Source organism: Pseudomonas sp. IT-P100 (assembly GCF_949767185.1).
Lineage (GTDB): Bacteria > Pseudomonadota > Gammaproteobacteria > Pseudomonadales > Pseudomonadaceae > Aquipseudomonas > Aquipseudomonas fluorescens_B.
Window position 1 is genome coordinate 708,392 of the sequence record NZ_CATKQK010000011.1, and the last position, 19,813, is coordinate 728,204.

At 61.1% G+C, this 19,813-nt stretch carries 18 protein-coding genes; 15 read left to right on the plus strand and 3 right to left on the minus strand.

The window, feature by feature from the left end; translation table 11 throughout:
- Positions 1 to 196 precede the first annotated feature (196 nt).
- The 11 genes from ACM6IQ_RS11685 (at position 197) to ACM6IQ_RS11735 (ending at position 11,223) form a co-directional block, all read left to right on the plus strand.
- Positions 197 to 1,171: a spermidine/putrescine ABC transporter substrate-binding protein gene (locus ACM6IQ_RS11685; protein ID WP_414878826.1), complete on the plus strand. Its 975-nt coding sequence runs from the start codon at positions 197 to 199 to the stop codon at positions 1,169 to 1,171.
- Positions 1,172 to 1,267: 96 nt separating this feature from the next.
- Entirely contained in the window at positions 1,268 to 2,128 is an 861-nt protein-coding gene (locus ACM6IQ_RS11690; protein WP_084317827.1) for an ABC transporter permease, read from the plus strand.
- The gene (locus tag ACM6IQ_RS11695; protein WP_414878827.1) at positions 2,125 to 2,931 is read left to right on the plus strand and encodes an ABC transporter permease; all 807 of its coding nucleotides are present in this window, start codon (positions 2,125 to 2,127) and stop codon (positions 2,929 to 2,931) included. Before ACM6IQ_RS11690 ends, ACM6IQ_RS11695 begins: the two co-directional genes overlap by 4 nt.
- Positions 2,924 to 4,003: an ABC transporter ATP-binding protein gene (locus tag ACM6IQ_RS11700; RefSeq protein ID WP_414878828.1), complete on the plus strand. Its 1,080-nt coding sequence runs from the start codon at positions 2,924 to 2,926 to the stop codon at positions 4,001 to 4,003. Before ACM6IQ_RS11695 ends, ACM6IQ_RS11700 begins: the two co-directional genes overlap by 8 nt.
- A gap of 33 nt (positions 4,004 to 4,036) precedes the next feature.
- Positions 4,037 to 5,320, plus strand: a complete 1,284-nt coding sequence (locus tag ACM6IQ_RS11705; RefSeq protein ID WP_414878829.1) for a nucleotide disphospho-sugar-binding domain-containing protein — start codon at positions 4,037 to 4,039, stop codon at positions 5,318 to 5,320.
- Positions 5,313 to 5,681, plus strand: a complete 369-nt coding sequence (locus ACM6IQ_RS11710) for a cupin domain-containing protein (protein ID WP_414878830.1) — start codon at positions 5,313 to 5,315, stop codon at positions 5,679 to 5,681. Before ACM6IQ_RS11705 ends, ACM6IQ_RS11710 begins: the two co-directional genes overlap by 8 nt.
- Positions 5,682 to 5,855: 174 nt before the next feature.
- A complete protein-coding gene (locus ACM6IQ_RS11715; protein WP_084317822.1) occupies positions 5,856 to 6,200 on the plus strand; it encodes a cupin domain-containing protein in 345 nt (114 codons plus the stop codon).
- Positions 6,201 to 6,205: 5 nt separating this feature from the next.
- Positions 6,206 to 7,279, plus strand: coding sequence for an aminoglycoside phosphotransferase family protein (locus tag ACM6IQ_RS11720; protein ID WP_414878831.1), 1,074 nt, complete (start codon positions 6,206 to 6,208; stop codon positions 7,277 to 7,279).
- On the plus strand, positions 7,260 to 8,768 hold the full coding sequence (locus ACM6IQ_RS11725) for an aldehyde dehydrogenase family protein (RefSeq protein WP_414878832.1): 1,509 nt from the start codon (positions 7,260 to 7,262) through the stop codon (positions 8,766 to 8,768). The genes ACM6IQ_RS11720 and ACM6IQ_RS11725 overlap by 20 nt, the downstream gene beginning before the upstream one ends.
- 18 nt (positions 8,769 to 8,786) lie before the next feature.
- Complete coding sequence (locus ACM6IQ_RS11730; RefSeq protein ID WP_414878833.1) at positions 8,787 to 9,752, plus strand: NTP transferase domain-containing protein; 966 nt, start codon at positions 8,787 to 8,789, stop codon at positions 9,750 to 9,752.
- Positions 9,745 to 11,223, plus strand: a complete 1,479-nt coding sequence (locus ACM6IQ_RS11735) for an aldehyde dehydrogenase family protein (protein ID WP_414878834.1) — start codon at positions 9,745 to 9,747, stop codon at positions 11,221 to 11,223. The genes ACM6IQ_RS11730 and ACM6IQ_RS11735 overlap by 8 nt, the downstream gene beginning before the upstream one ends.
- A gap of 6 nt (positions 11,224 to 11,229) precedes the next feature.
- On the opposite strand, the gene ACM6IQ_RS11740 is transcribed toward ACM6IQ_RS11735, so the two are convergent.
- The gene (locus ACM6IQ_RS11740; protein ID WP_017337893.1) at positions 11,230 to 11,436 is read right to left on the minus strand and encodes a hypothetical protein; all 207 of its coding nucleotides are present in this window, start codon (positions 11,434 to 11,436) and stop codon (positions 11,230 to 11,232) included.
- A gap of 235 nt (positions 11,437 to 11,671) precedes the next feature.
- On the opposite strand from ACM6IQ_RS11740, the gene ACM6IQ_RS11745 reads away from it, so the two are divergent.
- Positions 11,672 to 11,866 carry a hypothetical protein gene (locus ACM6IQ_RS11745; protein ID WP_017337894.1) on the plus strand — a complete coding sequence of 65 codons (195 nt, stop codon included), beginning with the start codon at positions 11,672 to 11,674 and terminating at the stop codon, positions 11,864 to 11,866.
- Positions 11,867 to 11,912: 46 nt separating this feature from the next.
- Here the strand turns inward: ACM6IQ_RS11745 and ACM6IQ_RS11750 are convergent, their stop codons facing one another.
- Both ACM6IQ_RS11750 and ACM6IQ_RS11755 read right to left on the minus strand, forming a co-directional pair.
- Entirely contained in the window at positions 11,913 to 12,950 is a 1,038-nt protein-coding gene (locus tag ACM6IQ_RS11750) for an AraC family transcriptional regulator (protein ID WP_017337895.1), read from the minus strand.
- Positions 12,951 to 12,959: 9 nt separating this feature from the next.
- On the minus strand, positions 12,960 to 13,874 hold the full coding sequence (locus ACM6IQ_RS11755; RefSeq protein ID WP_414878835.1) for a GGDEF domain-containing protein: 915 nt from the start codon (positions 13,872 to 13,874) through the stop codon (positions 12,960 to 12,962).
- Between the two features lie 416 nt (positions 13,875 to 14,290).
- Here ACM6IQ_RS11755 and ACM6IQ_RS11760 point away from each other — a divergent pair, with 416 nt between their 5' ends.
- The 3 genes from ACM6IQ_RS11760 (at position 14,291) to tolQ (ending at position 19,810) form a co-directional block, all read left to right on the plus strand.
- Positions 14,291 to 16,819 (plus strand): TonB-dependent receptor, encoded by a 2,529-nt coding sequence (locus ACM6IQ_RS11760; RefSeq protein ID WP_414878836.1) that lies wholly within the window; start codon positions 14,291 to 14,293, stop codon positions 16,817 to 16,819.
- 278 nt (positions 16,820 to 17,097) lie between these two features.
- A complete protein-coding gene (locus tag ACM6IQ_RS11765) occupies positions 17,098 to 19,011 on the plus strand; it encodes a phytase (protein ID WP_414878837.1) in 1,914 nt (637 codons plus the stop codon).
- Positions 19,012 to 19,108: 97 nt separating this feature from the next.
- Complete coding sequence (gene tolQ / locus ACM6IQ_RS11770; protein WP_017337899.1) at positions 19,109 to 19,810, plus strand: protein TolQ; 702 nt, start codon at positions 19,109 to 19,111, stop codon at positions 19,808 to 19,810.
- Positions 19,811 to 19,813 lie beyond the last annotated feature (3 nt).

Below are 19,813 nucleotides of genomic sequence, written 5' to 3' on the forward strand. Positions count from 1 at the left end.
AGCGTTGACATCTTTTCTCGCTGGTCCTAATTTCTAAAAAAAAACACGTCAAACCGTTTATCTTTTCGCCGTACTGCCTTCGAACACAACAATAATCAATCGTCGGGTGAGTATTATGAGAAAGCTGAAAGGCCTTATGTGTCTGGGATTGAGCGTTTCCCTGGCGATCGCTTCACAGGCCGCAAGTGCAAAAGACATGGTGATTTCGATCTGGGACGGCTACATGGCCCCGGATGCGCTGGACAAGTTCAAAGCAGCCAGCGGCGTTGACGTCGACAAGGCTTTGCACGCGACCAATGAGGAAATCATGGGCAAGCTCATGGCGTCTGGCGGTGAAGGCTATGACGTTGTGTTTGTCTCCTCTCCCTTCGCCGAGGTCCTGCACAAGCAAGGTCTGCTGGCCGATATCGACCCCGTCAAAGTCCCCAACCTGAAAAACCTTTATCCCGAAGCCAACCAGCTGGAATACGACCCGGGCAACCATTTCTCGGTGCCATACACCTGGGGCACGACCGGGATTTGCTACCGCTCCGACAAGGTCACGCCGGCGCCGGTGAGCTGGAACGATCTGCTCAACCCGAGCGATGCGCTCAAAGGCAAAGTGACGATGCTCGCCACCGACCGCTGGATGCTCGGCGCCGGGTTCCTGGCCAAGGGCTGGTCGGTCAACGACAACGATCCCAAGCAGATCGCCGCCGTCCGCGATCAGTTGATCGCCACCAAGAAACGCATCCTCGCCTTCGACGACACCACCTTCTACTCCAAGCTCGCGTCCGGCGAGTCGCTGATGGCGCACGCGTGGGATGGCTGGTGCAACTACGGCACGCAAGCCAATGCGGCTATCAAGTTTGTCGTACCCAAGGAAGGTTCCGACCTCTGGGTGGACACCATGGTCGTGCTGAAAAGCTCCAAGCATCAGGAGGAGGCGTTCAAGTTCGTCAACTTCATGCTTGCCAAAGAAAACCACGCCTGGGTGGCGGAAAACATCCTCTACAAAGTCCCGAACCAGGCCGCAATGGCCGGTTTGTCGGCTGACCTGCTCAAGCAATATCCCAACCTGACGATCGCCCCGAGCGAGCTGTTAAAGATGGAGCAATTGCGTGATCTGGGCGGCACCACGCAAAAGGCCTACACCCGGGCTGTCACCGAAATCATGGCGGCACAGAACTAAGCCTTGAAAACGTAAGCCGCACCGAACCGAGGCATGCCCGTCATGCCTCGCCACGCTCGCAAGCCGCCTTCGTTCCGGGGCGGGAGGATATGGGTAATGAGTGCTTTGCATGCTGACAGGCGTCTGTCGGCCTGGCTTCTTGCGCCCGGCTTTGGCTGGCTGCTGATATTTCTAGTGGTGCCGTGCGTGCTGGTGCTGGTCTACAGCTTCGTCGAACGCGGTGCATACGGCGGCATCGACTGGCTGTTCACCTGGGAAAACTATCAGCGCGCGTTCGATCCGCTGTACCTCGGCATCCTGCTCAAGTCGGCGAAAATCGCCGGGCTGGCGACGCTGTTTGCGGTGCTGATCGGCTACCCGGCGGCGTATGCGATTGCCCGTGCACCACGGCGCCATCAAGCGGTGTTCCTGTTTCTGGTGATGCTGCCGTTCTGGAGCAACTACCTGATCCGCACCTATGCCTGGATCGTCCTGCTTAATCGCGAAGGCCTGATCAACCGGATGCTGCAGATGTTCGGCTACAGCGGCGAACCGATCAGCCTGCTGTACACCGAGGCGTCGGTGGTGCTGGGGCTGGTCTACAACTACATCCCGTTTGTGATCCTGGCGATTTTCTCTTCGCTGTCACGCATCAACAACGAACTCTGGGACGCCTCGAAGGACCTTGGCGCCTCGGGCTGGATGACCTTTCGCCGGATCATCCTGCCGCTGAGCGTGCCCGGTGTCGCCGCCGGTGCTGTGTTTGTCTTCGTCCTGAGCATCGGCAACTTCATCACCGCCGATCTGTTGGGCGGCAAGCAGGTGCAGATGGTCGGCAACCTGATCTACTCGCAATTCCTCACGGCGCGGGACTGGCCGTTCGGTGCGGCACTCAGCTTTTTCCTGATCGCGATCATGCTGATCCTGTTGTTCGTACAGGCCCTGGTGGCCCGTCGTGCAGAAGGGGGACGCGCATGAGTCAGTCTCGTTCGCTGGGCGGCACCGCACTCAATACGCACCTGTGGCTGGTGTATGCCTTCCTGTATGTGCCGATCCTGGTGTTGATCCTGCTGTCGTTCAACAAGTCAGGGTTGCCGACGGCCTGGGGCGGCGTATCGCTGAAATGGTACGTGTCGCTGGCGCATAACTCGGCGATTTTGTCGGCGGCACTCAATACCTTGATCGTTGCACTGTCGGCAACCTTCATTGCCTGCGTGCTGGGGACGTTCCTTGCGCTGGGCATCGAACTGCGCCGCAAGGGTAACGACAAGGGGCAAGTGGTGGACACGTTGCTGATGGCGCCGATGATCATTCCCGACATCGTCCTGGCGATTGCGCTGCTGAGCTTTTTCAACTTGCTCAAGGTCGGGCTGGGCCTGCACTCGATCATCATCAGCCACGCCGTGTTCAACATCGCGTTCGTCTGCGCGGTGGTGCGCACGCGGCTCAAACACTTTGACTATTCGATCCTCGAAGCCTCGATCGACCTGGGCGCGAGCTGGTTCACCACCTTTCGCCGGGTGCTGTTGCCGGCGATTTTTCCCGGTGTGCTGGCGGGTGGTTTGCTCTCCTTCACGCTGTCGGTGGACGAATTCATCATCGCGTTTTTCAACTCCGGTTCCGGCCAGGCTTCCACCACGTTGCCGATGCAGATCTACGCCATGATCCGTTTTGGCGTCACCCCGGAAATCAATGCCCTGGCGACGCTGGTGATGCTGGTCAGCATCACCGCGCTGCTGGCTTCGCAGCGTCTCAACAAGGCTCCTCGCACCCATGAATAACTCCTCGGCGGTACTGATCCTGGACAAGGTCAGCAAGTCTTATGGCAACGGTCTGGCGGTTGACGAGGTGTCGCTGAACATCCGCGAAAACGAGTTCTTTGCGCTGCTGGGGCCGTCCGGCTGCGGCAAGACCACGCTGTTGCGCATGCTCGCCGGCTTCGAAACACCCAGCGCCGGCTGCATTTACCTGGATGGCAAAGACATCTCGCCGCTGCCGGCCAACAAGCGTCCGTTGAACCTGATGTTCCAGTCCTATGCGCTGTTTCCCAACATGACCGTGCGCAAGAACATCGCCTACGGGCTGGAAATGGAGCGCTTGCCCGAGTCGGAAATCCGTCGCCGGGTGGATGAAGTGCTGAGTACCGCGCAGCTGGGTGAACTGGCCGAGCGCAAGCCGGATCAGCTCTCGGGTGGTCAGCGCCAACGCGTTGCACTGGCACGGGCGCTGGTCAAGCGTCCGCGGGTGTTGTTGCTCGATGAGCCGTTGGGTGCACTCGACAAAAAGCTCCGGGAAAAAATGCAACTCGAACTCAAGCGCCTGCAACTGGAGAGCGGCATCACCTTCATCATCGTCACCCACGACCAGGAAGAAGCGCTGGTGATGTCGGACCGCATGGCGGTGCTCGATGGCGGCAAGGTTTGCCAGTGCGGCAGCCCCACCGAACTCTACGAAAACCCCAACAGCCGTTTTGTCGCCAACTTCATTGGCGTCAGCAATCTGTTTGAAGGCGTGCGTTCGGGCCAGCACACGGTGCGCGTCAACGGCCAGGAACTGGTTGTCGAAACCGACGTGCCGCTGGTCCCTGGGCAAAAGGTTGCCGTCGTCGTGCGCCCGGAGCGTCTACAGGTGCTCGCGCAGGAGGGCGAGACGTGTGCCAATCAGGTCACCGGAAACATCGTCGAAATCGCCTATCACGGTCTCGACACCAACCTGCATGTGCAGACGGCGCTTAGCGACAAGGCGTTGATCGTCCGGGTGCCGTCCTCGCAATTCGAATTTGCGCATTTTGCTATCGGTATGAGCGTCCGTCTCGGCTGGCAGGCTCGCCACGCCCGTGTATTGACGCGCTGAACAATAAAAAAGACCAGGCAGGAGTACCGCTCGATGAAACAGAAAGTGATCGCCTTCTTTCCGGAAGCCGCTTATGGCCCGGCACTGAACTCGGTTGGTATCGCCCAGGCGTGCGAAGCCCTCGGCCACAAGGCGGTTTTCCTCACCGACCCCGGCATGAGCGGCGTGTATGCCGGCTACGGTTTTGAAGAACACATGGTCAACATGTCGGCGCCGATGCCCGCCGAGGAGATGGCCCGCTACTGGGTCGATTTCATCAACGGCCACATTCCCAATTTCCGCAAATCCCCAATCGATCAAATCGACAACTACGTGAAGGAATGCTGGGCCGCCATCGTCGACACCGCGAAGTGGGCGCAGAAGGATTTGCCGGCGGTGCTGGACAAGGTCAAACCCGACCTGATCTGCGTCGACAACGTGATCCTGTTTCCTGCGATCAAGCAATACGGCAAGCCTTGGGTGCGCATCATTTCCTGCTCGGAAAACGAGATCGAAGACCCGGATATCCCGCCGCACCTGTCGGGCATGAGCATTCACGACAAGGCGGGCCACGCGCAGTTTCGCCAGCGCTTCGAAGACGTGGTCGGGCCGATTCATGAAGACTTCAACCAGTTCCTGCAAGCCCATGGCGAGCAACCGTATCCGCTTGGCACCTTCTTCGAAGCCTCGCCGTACATGAACCTGCTGCTGTACCCGGACGCGGTCAAGTTCGAGCGTCGTCACCCATTGCCGGCCGAGCGTTTCCACTACCTGCAAGGTTGCGTTCGTCATGATACGGCCTACGACATTCCCGAGTTTCGCGCCAACAACGACAAGCCGTTGCTCTACGTCAGTTTCGGTAGCCTCGGTTCGGGCGACGTCGATCTGCTCCAGCGACTGATCACCGCCGTTGGCAAGTTGCCTTACCGCGCGTTGTTCAATGTCGGTGAGCACCTTGATGAATACCCGGACCTGCCCGACAACGTGCTGATCTCCAATTGGTTCCCGCAGCCATCGGTGATTGCCCAGGTCGATGCGGTGATCCATCACGGCGGCAACAACAGCTTCACCGAGTGCCTGTTTTTCGGTAAGCCGGCAATCGTCATGTCCTACGTCTGGGACGGTCATGACAACGCCATGCGCGCCGAAGAAAGCGGTCACGGGTTCAAGCTCGACCGCTACGAGTGGAGCGAAGCACAGCTCGCGGAGAAGCTCGCGGCGTGCCTCAACGACGAGGCAATGCGCCAACGTCTTCAGCGCACCAGCGCGCAGATGCAATCACGCAAAGGGCCGGCGGACGCGGCCGCCATTCTCGACAAGGTGCTGAACAATGCCTGAGCAAAACACCACGGCGGGTATCACGCCGTACCTCGAAGCCGTCAGCAGTCGCACCGATCTGGTGGACTGGGGCGTGCAGAGCGACGCCGTCGAAGGCGTCTCGCATTCCAGCGGCCGGCTGCTGTTCAAAGGCCCGAATAACAGCCCAGAAACCGGGCTCTGGGTCTGCACGCCGGGTCGTTGGCGGCTGTCGATTCCCCGTGACGAGCTTTGCCACTTCATCGCCGGCGTCGCCACTTATCGCAATGACAACGGCGAAGTGATCGAGATTCGCCCGAACACCCTGGTGCTGTTCCCGGCCGGCTGGACCGGTGAATGCCACGTCCGGGAAACCCTGCGCAACGTTTACATGCTGGCCTGAATGCCAGCCCCTGTGGCGAGGGAGCTTGCTCCCGCTGGCCTGCACAGCAGGCCCCTTCTTTTCAGATAGAGAGGGTGGGGCCGCCTCGCTGCCCAGCGGGAGCAAGCTCCCTCGCCACACGTTACTCGACGTTTGTTCTATCTGTCTGAACCTGACTTTTTTGGAGAGCAACACATGACTACCCCGTTTCTGTACGACCCGCTGAGCATCACTGACGTCAAGGATTGGGGCGTGATCCCGACCATGCTTGAAGGTGAATCCCGTGTTTCCGGCGTGGTGCTGCACAAAGGCCCCGAAGGTCAGTCCGAGTGTGGCGTGTGGATCTGCACGCCGGGCAAATGGTTTTGCCACGTCACCAGTGATGAGTTCTGCCATTTCCTCGAAGGCCGCTGCACCTACGTCCACGAATCCGGCGAAGTGATCGAGATCAAGCCCGACACTGCAGCCTTTTTCCGCAAGGACTGGAAAGGCGTGTGCACCGTCCATGAGACGGTGAAAAAGGTCTACATGATCCGGTGATTGCCATGACTGAGACACGTGCATCATCGCCAACCCGCGAGGACCAGCGCGCAGCCTTCCTGGCGCGTGCCGGCTTCGCCGAGGCGCAGTTGATTGCGCTGCCGGCGGATGCCTCGAGCCGGCGTTATTTCCGCTTGAGCGGTGCAGGCCTGCTGTTGATGGATTCGCCACCGCACAGCGAGCCGATCGGTCCGTTTGTCCAGGTTGCCCGGCACCTGCACCGACTGGGGCTTTCCGCGCCGGCCTTGCTGCAGGTCGACGAAGCGGCGGGGCTGGCGTTGATCGAGGATTTCGGTCACGACACCTACACCCGATTGTTGGCAGCCGGGCATCCGGAAGCGGCGCTGTATCGCTTGGCGGTCGACGCGCTGGTGGCGTTGCACCGCGCGCCACCGACGGCGGAAGTGGCGCCCTACGATGCTCGACAACTGAGTGACGAGTGTGCGCTGTTTATCGATTGGTACGTGCCGTTGCTGATTGGCAAGGAAGCGGCGCTGGGCCTTCGTGAGTCGTATCTGGCGCTGTTCGCCGAGGCCTGCAGCGATGTCGCGCTACGTCGCGAAGCGCTGGTGTTGCGCGACTTCCACGTCGATAACCTGATGCTGCTCGAAGGCCGCGATGGCGTTGCGGCCTGCGGTCTGCTGGATTTTCAGGACGCACTGATCGGTGCGGCGGCGTACGACTTGATGTCATTGCTCGAAGACGCGCGCCGCGACGTGTCCGAAGCGTTGCGCGTGGCGCTGCTGACGCACTACCTGATGCAACGCCCGGAGCTCGATGCGCCGCGATTTCTCGAGGATTACCGGCGGCTGGCCGCCCAGCGTCACGCCAAGGTGCTGGGGATTTTTGTGCGACTGGCGGGCCGCGACGGCAAGCACGGTTACCTGGCTCACCTGCCGCGCACCCTGGGTTTGTTTGTTCGCGCGCTGGAGGCCGAGGCGTTCGCGCCGCTGCGCGCCTGGCTCAACGGGCATGTGCCGGGCTGGCGCGACGATCTGTCGCCCGCAACCCTCGCGGTTTTGCGCGAAACCCCTTATCGATTGGTTCAAGGATTACCCCATGGCCACGTTCAACACTGACATCGCACTGCGTTTCATCAACTCTGAATACCTGCCGCTGACGAATGCCCGCGCGCGCGAAGTGCTCGACCCGGCAACGCTGCAACCTGTCGGGCAGGTCGGGCTGTGTGGCGAAGCTGACGTGCAAGCCGCCGTCGATGCCGCCACCGCCGCGCAAAAACAGTGGCGGCTGATCGACGCGAAAAGCCGCGCCGCGCTTTTGCACACGCTGGCCAATGCCATCGAACAAGACGTCGCCTGCAACCGTGAAGTCGCACGGTTGATGACCCTGGAAATGGGCAAGCCGTTTCCCGAAGCCATGGGTGAACTGGCCAACTGCGCGCCGATCTTTCGCTACTATGCGGAAATGGCCCGGGACGATGCCGGCAAGGTTGCCGGCACCACGCAGATTGGCTCGTTCCAGCATGTGCGCTATGAACCGTATGGCGTCAGCGTGCACATCATGCCGTTCAACTTTCCGATCCTGTTGATGTGCTGGACGGTCGCTGCCTCGTTGGCCGCGGGCAATGCCTGCATCATCAAACCGGCGGAAGCCACGACCCTGTGCACGCTCAAGTTCATGGAACATTTCACCTCGTTGCTGCCGGGGCTGGTGTCTTGTGTGCCGGGCGATGCGGTGACGGCGCAGTTTCTGGTGAAGTCGACCGGCACTCACGCAGTTGCCTTTACCGGCAGCGTGGCGGCGGGCAAAGCGGTGGCAGTGGCGTGTGCCGAACAGATGAAACCGTGCGTGATCGAGGCAGGTGGCAGCGACCCGCTGATCATCTCAAAACACGCGCCGCTGGACGTCGCCGCGGCAGGTGCGGTGACCGCCGCGTTCCACCTGAGCGGGCAGATTTGCACCTCGGCAGAGCGCTTCTACGTGGTTGATGAAGTCCACGATGAGTTCGTCGCGAAGTTCGCTGAACGCACCCGCGCCTTGCGCATCGGCCATGGCCTGGAACATACGGAGATCGGGCCGATGGTCAGCGAGGCTGCGCGCAACAAAGTCATGCGCCTGGTCGACGACGCCCTGGCCAAGGGCGCGACGCTGGTTTGCGGTGGGCGGATTCCGCCGCAGCACAGCGTGGGCTGGTTCTATGAGCCGACCATCCTAACCGGCGTGACCGCTGACATGGCGATTCTTCAGGAAGAGTGTTTCGGCCCCGTCGCGGCGATCTGTCGTGTCAGCGATTTCGATGAAGCGGTGCGGCTGGCCAATGATTCGCCGTTCGGTCTGGGCGCATCACTGTTTTCAACCGACCTTGCCGAAGCCATGGAGGCTGCCGAGCGCCTCGAAGCCGGAATGGTCTGGGTCAACAACCCGCTGATCGACAACGACGCGCTGCCGTTTGGCGGCTGGAAGATGTCCGGCCTGGGGCGCGAACTCGGGCGTCAGGGCCTCGAAGCGTTCCGACGCTCGAAAATGGTCATCATCGATCACCAGCCAAAGATTCAGGACTGGTGGTATCCGTATGCCGACGACGTGTTCTATCGCGATCAGGCTTGACTCAGTGGGAGGGTCGCAATGAGCGACAATATTTCCTGGCGGACCCTGGCGGTGATTCTTGCCGCCGGGCAGGGCACCCGCATGCGTTCGCAGCTGCCGAAAGTCATGCACCCGGTGGGTAACCGGCCGTTGCTCGGCCATGTACTGGCGGCGGTCGAGGCGGCGAATATCGATCAATGCGCGGTGGTGTTGGGCGCAGGCAGTCGGGCGGTTGCCGATTACTTGAAACAGGCAGCGCCGACTGCGCGAACGTTTACCCAGCAAGAGCAGTTGGGCACGGCCCATGCGTTGCTTGCCGCCCGGCCCGCATTGCAGGCTCATGAACAGGGTTGCGTGCTGGTGCTGTTTGGCGACTCGCCATTGATCAGCGCGCAGACCTTGGCGCAATTGCGTCAGGCACTGATCGACGGTGCCGCCGTGGCGGTCGCGGGATTTCACACCACACAGCCGGGGCCTTACGGACGATTGCTGGTGGAGGAGGGTCGCTTGCTGGCCATTCGCGAAGCCAGGGACGCCAGCCCGAAAGAGCTTGAAGTCAACTTCTGCAATGGTGGTGTCATGGGTTTACGTGCCGATACCTGTCTGTGGCTGCTGGACCGGATCGGCAACCAGAATGCGCAGGGCGAGTATTACCTCACTGATGCAGTGGCAGTGGCCAACAGCGCCGGCCTGCCGGTCACAGCGGTGGAAGTGGACGAGGACGACGTGCTCGGGGTCAATGATCGCGAGCAATTGCATGCGGCCGAACAACTTTTCCAGCAGCGCCGACGCCGTTCGGTCATGCAGTCTGGTGTCAGCCTGGTGGCGGCGGACACGGTGTTTTTCAGCGCTGATACGCAACTGGCCACGGACGTGCGCATCGAGCCTTGCGTGGTGTTCGGGCCGGGGGTGAGCGTGGGCAGCGGGGTGCGGGTGGATGCGTTCAGTCGCCTTGAGAATATTCGGCTGGAGCAACCGGTCAGCGAGGGAATTTGTCATGCGTGACTATCAACGGCTGTACATCGGCGGCGAGTGGATTGCGCCGGTGCAGCGTGGCGTTTTCGAGACGTTAGACCCGAGTGATGAATCGGTGCTGGCACAGGTTGCTGCCGCCACGGCGGAAGACATCGACCTGGCCGTCGCCGCCGCGCGCAAGGCGTTCGACGAAGGTGACTGGCCGCGCTGGACGGGTGTGCAGCGAGCGCAGGTTCTGCGGCGAATCGCTGACGGCATTCGTGCGCGTCAGGACGAACTGGCCGCGATCGAAGTGCGCGACAACGGCAAGCCGCTGCCGGAAGCGCTGTGGGACATCGCCGACACCGCGGGTTGTTTCGATTTCTATGCCGGGCTCGCCGAAGGCGCGGACCAACACAGCGAGCAGTCGATCAGCGTGTCCGATGAGCGCTTCAGTTCCTCGGTGATCAAGGAGCCGGTGGGCGTGGTCGCCGCGATCATTCCCTGGAATTTCCCGATGCTGATGGCGTCGTGGAAAGTCGCTCCGGCGCTGGCAGCGGGCTGCACGGTGGTGCTCAAACCGTCGGAACTGACGCCGCTGACCGCCCTTGAATTGGCAACTATTGCCGACCAGGCCGGCTTGCCAGCGGGGGTGTTGAACGTCGTCAGCGGGCTGGGGCGTGAGGCCGGCGCGCCGCTGGCCGAACACCCGGACGTCGACAAGATCGCCTTCACCGGCAGCGTGCCGACCGGGCGCAAGATCATGCAAGCGGCGGCGGCCGAGATCAAAAGCATCAGCCTGGAGCTGGGCGGCAAATCGCCGTTCGTGATCTTCGCCGACAGTGACCTCGACGCTGCGGTGGAGTGGATCCTGTTCGGGATTTTCTGGAACCAGGGCCAGGTCTGTTCGGCCACGTCGCGAGTGTTGGTGGAGCGCGCCTTGTATCCGGCGCTGCTGGAGCGTTTGATCAAAGCCACAGAGCAGATCCGCATTGGCCAAGGTTTTACCGAGGGTGTGAAACTCGGGCCGTTGGTCAGTCAGGGGCAACTGGACAAGGTGCTCGACGCCATTGCGGCCGGTCAGCAAGAGGGGGCGCGACTGGTGTCAGGCGGCACACGCCCGGCCCATCTGCAGAAAGGTTATTACGTGACCCCGGCAATATTCGCCGATGTGCCGGAGCACAGTTCGGTATGGCGCGATGAGATCTTCGGCCCGGTGGTCTGCCTGCGGGCCTTCGACAGCGAAGCCGAAGCAATTCGCCTGGCCAACGACTCGCCATTCGGTCTGGCGGCCGCGGTCATGTCCCGCGATATCCCGCGTTGCGAACGAGTGGCCCGACGCTTTCGCGCCGGTATCGTGTGGGTCAACTGCTCGCAACCGACTTTTGTCGAGGCCCCTTGGGGCGGTTACAAGCAGAGCGGTATCGGACGCGAGCTGGGTGAGTGGGGCTACAACAATTACCTCGAGACCAAGCAAATCACCCGATACGGCGGTGGACCCTGGGGGTGGTATTTGAACTGAGGCGGCTCAGGGCAAGTAGCCAGCAACCTGCACGAGATGGTTGTCCTGCGCCGCAACGATAAGATGCATGGGTACATGGGGTTGCTCATCCACTGACGTGACCTCGAACCCACCCACCACCAGCGGCTGTCGTTCACACATTTCGGTCGACTCTCCCGCCAGTTTTTTCGCCATTTTCGCGTGGTTCGCTGCGATTTCATTGAGAGTTGACACGTTACATCTCCGGGTGCCGGACCCAGCGTAGCGCTGGTGCCCATAAATATTGATTGATTGGCCTCCACGTCAGAATTCCGTCGTTCCGGGGCGGTTACGGCCAGCGTTTGCAAAGCTTGAGCCAAAGGTGGTTACAGTTTCTTGACGGGAGTTTTCAGGCGACGAATGGTGGCCGGTTGCGGGTTATGAATCAGGCGTAAACTGGCAGGGCTACTTCATCAAAAGGAGCCGCACTATGACTGCCGACCCAACCACCGCACAGACGTCCGCGGACAAAGCCGTGTGGGATCAATATTTCTGCGCTGCGCTGATTGCGGAAAGCCATCTGACGGCGCCAGTTGTGGGAGGGGCCACTCATGAGGACAGGCAGAATCTGTTGATTGAAAGAGCCAAGGCCCTCGCTGACAAAATGATGGATACCCGCCCATAAATGAGAAAGCCCGACCTTATTGAGGTTGGGCTTTTTCGTGTTTGTCTTAACCTGAAGTGAACAGCTGACGGATCAGGTTCGGTGTACTACCGGTCCAGCGCTTGAACGAACGCCGGAAATTCGCCGCATCGTTAAAGCTCAAATACTCCGCGACTTCCTCGTTGCTGAACCCCTTGATCTGATACAGGTACAGCGCCACATGCTTGCGCACTCGATCCACCTGTTGCTGAAAACCGGTGTCGTGCTTTTGCAGTTTGCGTTTGAGCGTGGCGGGGCTCATGGCGAAGGCCTGAGCGGCTTGTTCCAGGCTCGGGGCTTGTCGTATATGGGTTTGCAGGTAGCGATAGAGGCAGTCGACGAAGCTTGAGGCAAAGCCCAGTTGTTCGATTTGTCCTTGGGCTTCCTGACGGGCGACCTGGCTGGCGGTGGCCGACGCGGCGGGCCAGGCGAGCGTGAGGTATTCCCGTGGGATGCGCATCAGGTCCAGTGGGCGGTTGAACTGGGTGTGCTCGCCCAGATGCACCCAGTATTGCTCGACGTAACGTGGCTCGGCATGGCTGAAGCTGCATTCCCACGGCAGGCGTTGGCCGCTCTGTGAGCGGCTCATGGCGACGATGGAGGTCATGCTCGCTTCCAGCAGAAAACGCCATTGTTCGCCCGCGCCACAACTGTCCAGCCAATAGAACCAGGCGTGCTTTTCATCCAGCACCAACCGCGGCGTTGCGAGCGGGCTGAGCAGCGCCTGTTGTTGCACCAGTGTGTCGAGTGCCTGGTGCAGGTTTTGTGCGTGGCGCAAGGCATGGCTGGCCGGTCCGTAATGTCCCGGCAGCAAGCGTTGGCCGAACAGGAAACTGCTGTCGTCGGCGTCCAGCAACCGGCGGCTGTTGTTGATCAGCCCGAAAAATTGCTGGGGACTGAGGCGGGTCTGGCCGGCGAGGATGTCTTCATGAAACAGGCCGGTGCCGCGCAGCAGGCGATGGCTATCGATATCCCGGGACAAGGCCAGATCAATCAAGGTCGCCGGTTGGTAATGCCCGGGAATGAAGCGGCTGTCGGTTTCATACCATGTGGTTTTCAGGGTCATGACCGCGCCTCAGGCCGTTTTTGCCAACGGCTGCCTGGCCCGTGCCAGCGCCAGGTTAAGGCGTTTGAGCAGGGGATCCGGAGCCTCGTTGACCGCCATGACCACGGCGGTACTGGCCGACAACTGCACGCGCTCGCCGTGTTGCCGGGTTTTGTGTGCCAAGCCCTGAACCGCCTGTTCCAGCTCCAGCGCCAGCAGCCGTGCCTGGCTCTCGCCGGTGTTGGGGAGCAGCACCACGAAGCGGTCGCCGGCCAGTCGGCAGAGCAAGTCCTGCCGCCGCAGATTGAGCAGCAACAAATGGCTGAGCGCCTGCAATACGGCGTCGCCTTCGGCATGGCCGAACGTCTGGTTGATGGCCGTGAAGTTATCGACATCCAGCGCCAGCAGTGACAGCGGCTGCTGTTGCCGCTGACTCTCTTCAAGGCTTTCGATCAGTTGTCGCTTGAGGTAGTCGGCGCCGCCCAGTGGCGTGAGTTTGTCGAACAACCGGTGCTCGCGGAACAGCTTTTCACGCTTCTCCATTTGCGCGCTGATCGCCAGTTGCTCGCGGTGCCAGTGATAGATGCCGAGGGTCAGTAGAATCATGCCCACCGGCATCGGTCCGGATTCCAGCCAGTGGTCCCAGGTGATGCTGTCGGGCAGGCGGATGAACTCGTCGAGGCTGTCGATCCACCAGGAGAAAAAGATGCCGCTCAAGCCGAGCGCCAGATAATTGGTGACGCGACCGGCCGGGCGACTCTTGAGTACCAGCCCCAACCAGACCAGCGCCAGCAGCGCCGAGCCACCTTCGCCGACGATGTCCAGCCAGACCCATTCGCTGATGCTTTTCAACTCGCCGCACGCCAGGTGCAACAGCAATCCCGCGTTCGCCGCCAACAGCAGCAGTGCAAGTTTCCAACGATGGGGTTTGAGCACTGAGAACATGGCCGTGATCCTTTGGCAAAGAGGCGATGCGCGTCAGCACAGCAGATGTTTGTGACAGTGGGGTGACTGGGGTGAAAGGTCGAATCAGCTCATGGTGCAGCGGTTTTTTTCTGCCTGGCGATGACCTGTGGCGAGGGCGCTTGCTCCCGTTCGGTCGCGCAGCGGCCGCCGTTAGATTCACTGCGTGTTTGATAGGGGAGCGCTTCGCACTCCAACGGGGGTAACCCCCTCGCCACAGGATTAGCGCCAGACTCAGGTCATTTGAGCTCATTAACCAGCCTGAAGCCTGGCAAAACCCCGGTTTACAGCGTCTCCCGCCAACCCCTGTCACAGAACCGTCATCCCCCGAACCTAGCTTGCCCTCCCAGTTGCCGGGCCACTTGCCTGGCGTTATCGGACTCTTGGGGGAGGACACCATGTACCAGCGCAGCAGCACTGCCGGGCTCGTCAGCTTCACGCTCACCGCATTGGCCATGGCAATGGCCAGCGAACGCTTGAGCGCTGCCGAAACCACCGCGAACACGGAACACGTCGAAGTGGTGGGGCAAGCGGCAAGCATCGACCAGGCGCTCAAGGAACAACGCAACGCCGACAGCATCAAGAGCGTGGTGCATGCGGACGGCGTGGCGCAGCTGCCGGACGAAAACGTCGCCGAAGCCGTGCAGCGACTGCCGGGAGTCAGCGTCGAGCGCGATCAGGGCGAAGGGCGGTTTGTCAGCGTACGCGGCCTCGGTCCGGACCTCAATAGCGTGACCATCAACGGCACGCTCGTACCGTCGCCGGAAAGCGAGCGCCGCGCTGTAGCCCTCGATGTGTTGCCCTCGGAACTGGTGCAGTCGTTATCGGTGATCAAGACCCTGACCCCGGACATGGACGCTAACTCCCTGGGTGGCACCGTCGACGTGAAAAGCCTCTCGGCGTTCGATCACAAAGGCCTGTTCTACACCGGCAGCAGCGAAGCCAGTTATGACAAAAACACCCACCAGACCAGCCCGAAATTTTCCGGCGCCATCAGTGACCGCTTCAGCCTCGGCGACGGCATCGACAATTTCGGTGTGGCCGCCGCGCTGAGCTGGCAGAAGCGCGATTTCGGTTCGGACAACGTCGAAACCGGCGGTGCCTGGGATTTCGAGCAAGGCGCCCGTCTCGAAGAGTTCGAGCAACGCGACTACGACATCAGCCGCGAACGCGCCGGCGGTGGTCTGAACTTCGACTACAAGCCCGATGACCTCAGCAGCTATTACCTGCGCACCCTCTACAGCCGTTACAAGGACAGCGAAACACGCAACGCCGCGGCCTTCGAATTTGCCGACCCGCAAGCTGCGGGCGAGTTGGGCGACGCCGAAGGCTCGCGCAAACTCAAACAACGCGAAGAGACCCAGGAAATTCAATCCTACGTCCTGGGCGGCGAACGCATGTTCGGCCTCTGGACCCTCAGCGGCCAGGCTGGCTACAGCCGCTCCGGCGAAGACAGCCCGGGTCACATTGCCAACGCTGCGTTCACCGGCATTGATGACTTTGCCGGCAGCGGTTACTACGACAAGGACAAACCACGGCCGATCATTGGCCAGGCCTTCTACGATCCGGCCAATTTCAGCCTCGATAAGGTCGAGTGGGAAAAGCAGAAAACCACCGACACCGAGAAAAACCTGCGCCTGGACCTGGCCCGGGATTACGACTTCAAAGGCTACGCGTCCCAGGTCAAATTCGGCGGCAAGGTCAGTCGGCGCAACAAGGACAACGACCTCGACGCCTGGGTCTATGAGGATTTCGATGGCCTGGGTTTCAGCGACGATCAGCTCAACCTGTCGCACTTCACCAAAGGCAACGTCGACTATCGCCTCGGCCAGTTCGGCCCGGGGATCAGCGGCAGTGCGATCAAGCAGTTGATCGGCGGCCTCAACCAGGCGGACTTCTATGACGAAGTCGAATCGCGGGTCAACGACTTCAAGATCAGCGAAGACATCAACGCCGGCTACCTGATGAACACGATCGATATCGACGACTGGCGGTTCATCGCCGGCCTGCGCTACGAAGGCACCGAGTTCGAAGCCAAGGGCACCGGCGTGACCGATGGCGCGTTCACTTCCACCGACACCCAGCGCAAATATCACCACTGGCTGCCGGGCCTGCATGCGCGCTATCAACTGGACAAAAACACCCAGGTTCGCGCCGCGTGGACCAAATCCGTGGTGCGCCCGACTTTCGGTCAACTGGCGCCAGGGTTTGTCATCGACGATGACGAAGCCACGTTCGGCAACCCGGAACTCAAACCGCTGGAGTCGAGCAATCTTGACTTGGGCATCGAGCATTACATGGGCCGCGCCGGCACCGTCTCGGCGTTCGTGTTCTACAAGGACATCAAGAATTTCGTCTACAACACCGACCTGGCCGGCACGGGTGCCTGGGTCGATTTCTCCGAAGCCCACACGTTTGCCAACGGCGACAGCGCCAAGCTCTATGGCCTGGAACTGGCTTATTCGCAGAAATTCGACTGGTTGCCGGCGCCCTGGAACGGCCTGCTGATTGGCGCCAACAGCACCTTCAGCCGTTCGGATGCCGAGATCAAGGGCTTCGACGCCGCCAGTGGCATCAACCGCAAGCGCAGCATCGATTTACCCAACCAGTCCGACACGGTCGGCAACCTGATGCTCGGTTGGGAAGACGACAAGCTGAGCCTGCGCCTGTCGGCCAACTATAAGTCGGATTACCTCTTTGAACTGGCGTCCATCAACGACAAGGCCCACGACCTGCACGTCGATGCCCAGACCTTTATCGACTTCAGCGCCCGTTACTCGCTGACCAAAAACCTGCAAGTCAGCTTCGAGGCGCAGAACCTCACCGACGAGCCGTATTTCGTCTACACCGGCCACCGCGCCTACAACGGCCAGTACGAAGAATACGGCCCGACCTACAAGCTCGGCCTGACCTTCACCCACTTTTGAGCCCCGATGCGGCCTCCGTAGGAGCGTAATGCTGTTTGCTTGGCGAACACTGACAACTGTGGCGAGGGGATTTATCCCCGTTCGACTGCGAAGCGGTCGTCGATCCGGACAATTCAGTCTGTTTGGCCGGACGCTGGGGGCCACTTCGCGACCCAACGGGGATAAATCCCCTCGCCACAATTGTCGGTGCCCGCACTTAAGTGAACAGCATTGCCGTAGGAGCGAGGCTCGCCCGCGATGGCCGTTACACGATTCCACGACAAGGACTTTGCCTGTTCATGAGTATTTCGTTTCTATCCAAGCGCCATCTTCTGGCCGCATTGATCAGCCTGACCGCCGGCCAGGTGCTGGCGGCGGTACCCAGCCTGACACTCAAGCCATGGGGCGCCAATCTGTCGGTTGATGCGGTGGCGTTCCTGCCCGCCAATGTTGGCGCCGAACGCCTGGCGGCCAGCGATCAAGACGGTTTGCTGCTGCTCGATGCACAGGGCCGGGAACTGGCGCGTTTACCAGGATCGTTCAGTGGCGTGGACAGCCGCGCAGCCGGCCGGCAAGTGTTGGTCGCAAGCCTGGACAACAGCCGTCAGCAGGCATTTTTGGTCAGTCTCGATTCGGACAAACGCAGTTGGGGCCAGCCGGTGTATCTGCCGACGCGGGATTACCCGGTGAACGGCCTGTGCCTGTATCGCGACGAGGCCAGCAACCTGTTCCTGTTTCTGGTGGGCGAGGAGGGCAAGGGCGAGCAATGGCTGGTGGGTAACGACGCGGCGCTCAACCCGCAACCACAACGGGTGCGCGGTCTGCCGCTGCCACCGTCGGCCACGGATTGTCAGGTCGACGACGGCGCCAATCAGTTGGTGGTCAACGAAGAGAATGTGGGGTGGTGGGTGTATCCGGCGCATCCCGAAGCCGAGGTCAGCCGCACGCCGGTGGCCATGCGCGAACCGTTCGGCACGATCAAAAAAACCGCTGGCGCCATGGCTTTGGTGCCCGGTGGCCTCGTCGCGCTGGACCCGAAAGCCGCGCAATTGCATGTCTACCAGCAGCAGGGCGAACACTGGTCGGCCCAGGCGACCTTGGCGCTGCCAGGTTTGATAGAACCGGAAAACCTCGCCCTGCGCCCGACCGACAAAGGCCTGCAGGTTCTTCTGCGCGACGATGACGACGGCCGTCTGTATGAAGGCGAACTGAACTGGCAGCCGACACCGGTGCCCTTGGCGCGGGTGCTGCCGAACGTTAAAGCGCTCAGCCAGAGTGATCCGGTCGGCCGTCAGGGCGATGCGGCGGACGATCCGGCGATCTGGATTCACCCGCAGCAACCGTCGCTGAGCCGGGTGCTGGGCACCAATAAAAAGCAGGGGTTGCTGGCGTATGACCTGCAAGGCAAGTTGCTGCAGGAGTTACCGGTCGGGCGCCTGAACAACGTCGACCTGAGGCCGAATTTCAAACTCGGCCCACAGACTGTCGACCTCGCCGTCGCCAGCAATCGCGATCACAACAGCCTCAGTCTGTTCAGCATCGACCGTCTTAGCGGCGAGCTGCGTGAAGCCGGCGAGATCCCCACGCCGCTCAAGGAAATCTACGGCATCTGCCTGTTCCAGCCTGCCAGTGGCGAGCTTTACGCCATCGCCAACGGCAAGGACGGCACGTTCCTGCAATACCGCCTGAGTGCGCCGAACGGCACGGTAAAAGGTGAGTTGGTGCGCCAGTTCAAGGTCGACAGCCAACCCGAAGGCTGCGTGGCCGACGACCAACGTCAACGGCTGTTTCTCGGTGAAGAAGATGTCGGCGTCTGGGCGGTGGATGCCCGCGCCGACCAGCCGGCGACACTGACCAGCGTGATCAAGGTCGGCCCACAACTGCAGGCCGACGTTGAAGGTCTGGCGCTGTATCAAAGCGAGGCTCGCGATTATCTGGTGATCTCCAGCCAGGGTAACGACAGCTACCTGGTGCTGGACGCCGAGCCGCCGTTCGCCTCGCGGGGCGCTTTTCGCGTCGGCCTGAACGCAGCGCTCGGCATCGATGGCGCTTCGGAAACCGATGGCCTTGAAGTCACTTCGGTGAACCTCGGCGGGCCTTGGAGCCAAGGCCTGCTGGTGGTGCAGGACGGCCGCAAGCGCATGCCCGAGCAGACGCAAAACTTCAAATTCGTGCCCTGGACCGAGGTCACTCAAGCCCTGAAGCTGCCTTGATCCGGGCCGGTCATCAACCTGTCATCCCACTTTCATCCAATAGCTCAACGGCCGTCGCGCATCGACGGCCCGAGCGCTTCAGACAAGGAGTTTCACCATGCAGGCCACGCTCGAACACATGACGATCTGGGGGCTGATCAGCGACGCCAGTCTGTTGGTCAAGGCGGTCATGCTCACCCTGTTGCTGGCGTCGTTGCTCAGTTGGTACCTGATCATCCAGCGCGGTCGCGTGTTGCAGCAGCGCGAGCGGCAGATGAATGCCTTCGTGCAGCAGTTTCGCGGCGCTTCGGATCTGCAGCCGCTGTACCGGGAAACGGCAGGTAGCGAGAGCGGTGTGGAGCCGATTTTTCATGCAGGGCTTCGCGAATTCAGTCATCTCAATCAGCGTTCGGGCAACCCCGCCGACGTGGTGCTCGAAGGTGTGGAGCGCGCGTTGTATGTGGCGATCAGCGAACAGGAAGTGCAGCTGGAGAAAGGCTTGCAGTTTCTCGCCACCGTCGGCTCGGTCAGCCCTTACATCGGTCTGTTCGGCACAGTGTGGGGGATCATGAATTCCTTCCTCGGCTTGTCTCAGGTCCAGCAAGCGACGCTGTCGACCGTGGCGCCCGGCATCGCCGAAGCGCTGATCGCCACGGCCATCGGTTTGTTTGCGGCGATTCCGGCGGTGATTGCCTACAACCGGTTTTCCTCCCGCAGCCAGACCTTGCTCACCCGTTACTACGCCTTCGGCAATGAACTTCAGGTGCGTCTGCATCGCACATTGCACGGTGCGCCGTTGAACCTGGCCGCCGCAGCCTGAGAG

Bases quoted from the DNA above. Each gene is read 5' to 3' on its own strand.
- ACM6IQ_RS11685 (WP_414878826.1), top strand. From the start codon at position 197: ATGGTGATTTCGATCTGGGACGGCTACATGGCCCCGGATGCGCTGGAC.
- ACM6IQ_RS11690 (WP_084317827.1), top strand. From the start codon at position 1,268: ATGAGTGCTTTGCATGCTGACAGGCGTCTGTCGGCCTGGCTTCTTGCG.
- ACM6IQ_RS11695 (WP_414878827.1), top strand. From the start codon at position 2,125: ATGAGTCAGTCTCGTTCGCTGGGCGGCACCGCACTCAATACGCACCTG.
- ACM6IQ_RS11700 (WP_414878828.1), top strand. From the start codon at position 2,924: ATGAATAACTCCTCGGCGGTACTGATCCTGGACAAGGTCAGCAAGTCT.
- ACM6IQ_RS11705 (WP_414878829.1), top strand. From the start codon at position 4,037: ATGAAACAGAAAGTGATCGCCTTCTTTCCGGAAGCCGCTTATGGCCCG.
- ACM6IQ_RS11710 (WP_414878830.1), top strand. From the start codon at position 5,313: ATGCCTGAGCAAAACACCACGGCGGGTATCACGCCGTACCTCGAAGCC.
- ACM6IQ_RS11715 (WP_084317822.1), top strand. From the start codon at position 5,856: ATGACTACCCCGTTTCTGTACGACCCGCTGAGCATCACTGACGTCAAG.
- ACM6IQ_RS11720 (WP_414878831.1), top strand. From the start codon at position 6,206: ATGACTGAGACACGTGCATCATCGCCAACCCGCGAGGACCAGCGCGCA.
- ACM6IQ_RS11725 (WP_414878832.1), top strand. From the start codon at position 7,260: ATGGCCACGTTCAACACTGACATCGCACTGCGTTTCATCAACTCTGAA.
- ACM6IQ_RS11730 (WP_414878833.1), top strand. From the start codon at position 8,787: ATGAGCGACAATATTTCCTGGCGGACCCTGGCGGTGATTCTTGCCGCC.
- ACM6IQ_RS11735 (WP_414878834.1), top strand. From the start codon at position 9,745: ATGCGTGACTATCAACGGCTGTACATCGGCGGCGAGTGGATTGCGCCG.
- ACM6IQ_RS11745 (WP_017337894.1), top strand. From the start codon at position 11,672: ATGACTGCCGACCCAACCACCGCACAGACGTCCGCGGACAAAGCCGTG.
- ACM6IQ_RS11750 (WP_017337895.1), bottom strand. From the start codon at position 12,950: ATGACCCTGAAAACCACATGGTATGAAACCGACAGCCGCTTCATTCCC.
- ACM6IQ_RS11755 (WP_414878835.1), bottom strand. From the start codon at position 13,874: ATGTTCTCAGTGCTCAAACCCCATCGTTGGAAACTTGCACTGCTGCTG.
- ACM6IQ_RS11760 (WP_414878836.1), top strand. From the start codon at position 14,291: ATGTACCAGCGCAGCAGCACTGCCGGGCTCGTCAGCTTCACGCTCACC.
- ACM6IQ_RS11765 (WP_414878837.1), top strand. From the start codon at position 17,098: ATGAGTATTTCGTTTCTATCCAAGCGCCATCTTCTGGCCGCATTGATC.
- tolQ (WP_017337899.1), top strand. From the start codon at position 19,109: ATGCAGGCCACGCTCGAACACATGACGATCTGGGGGCTGATCAGCGAC.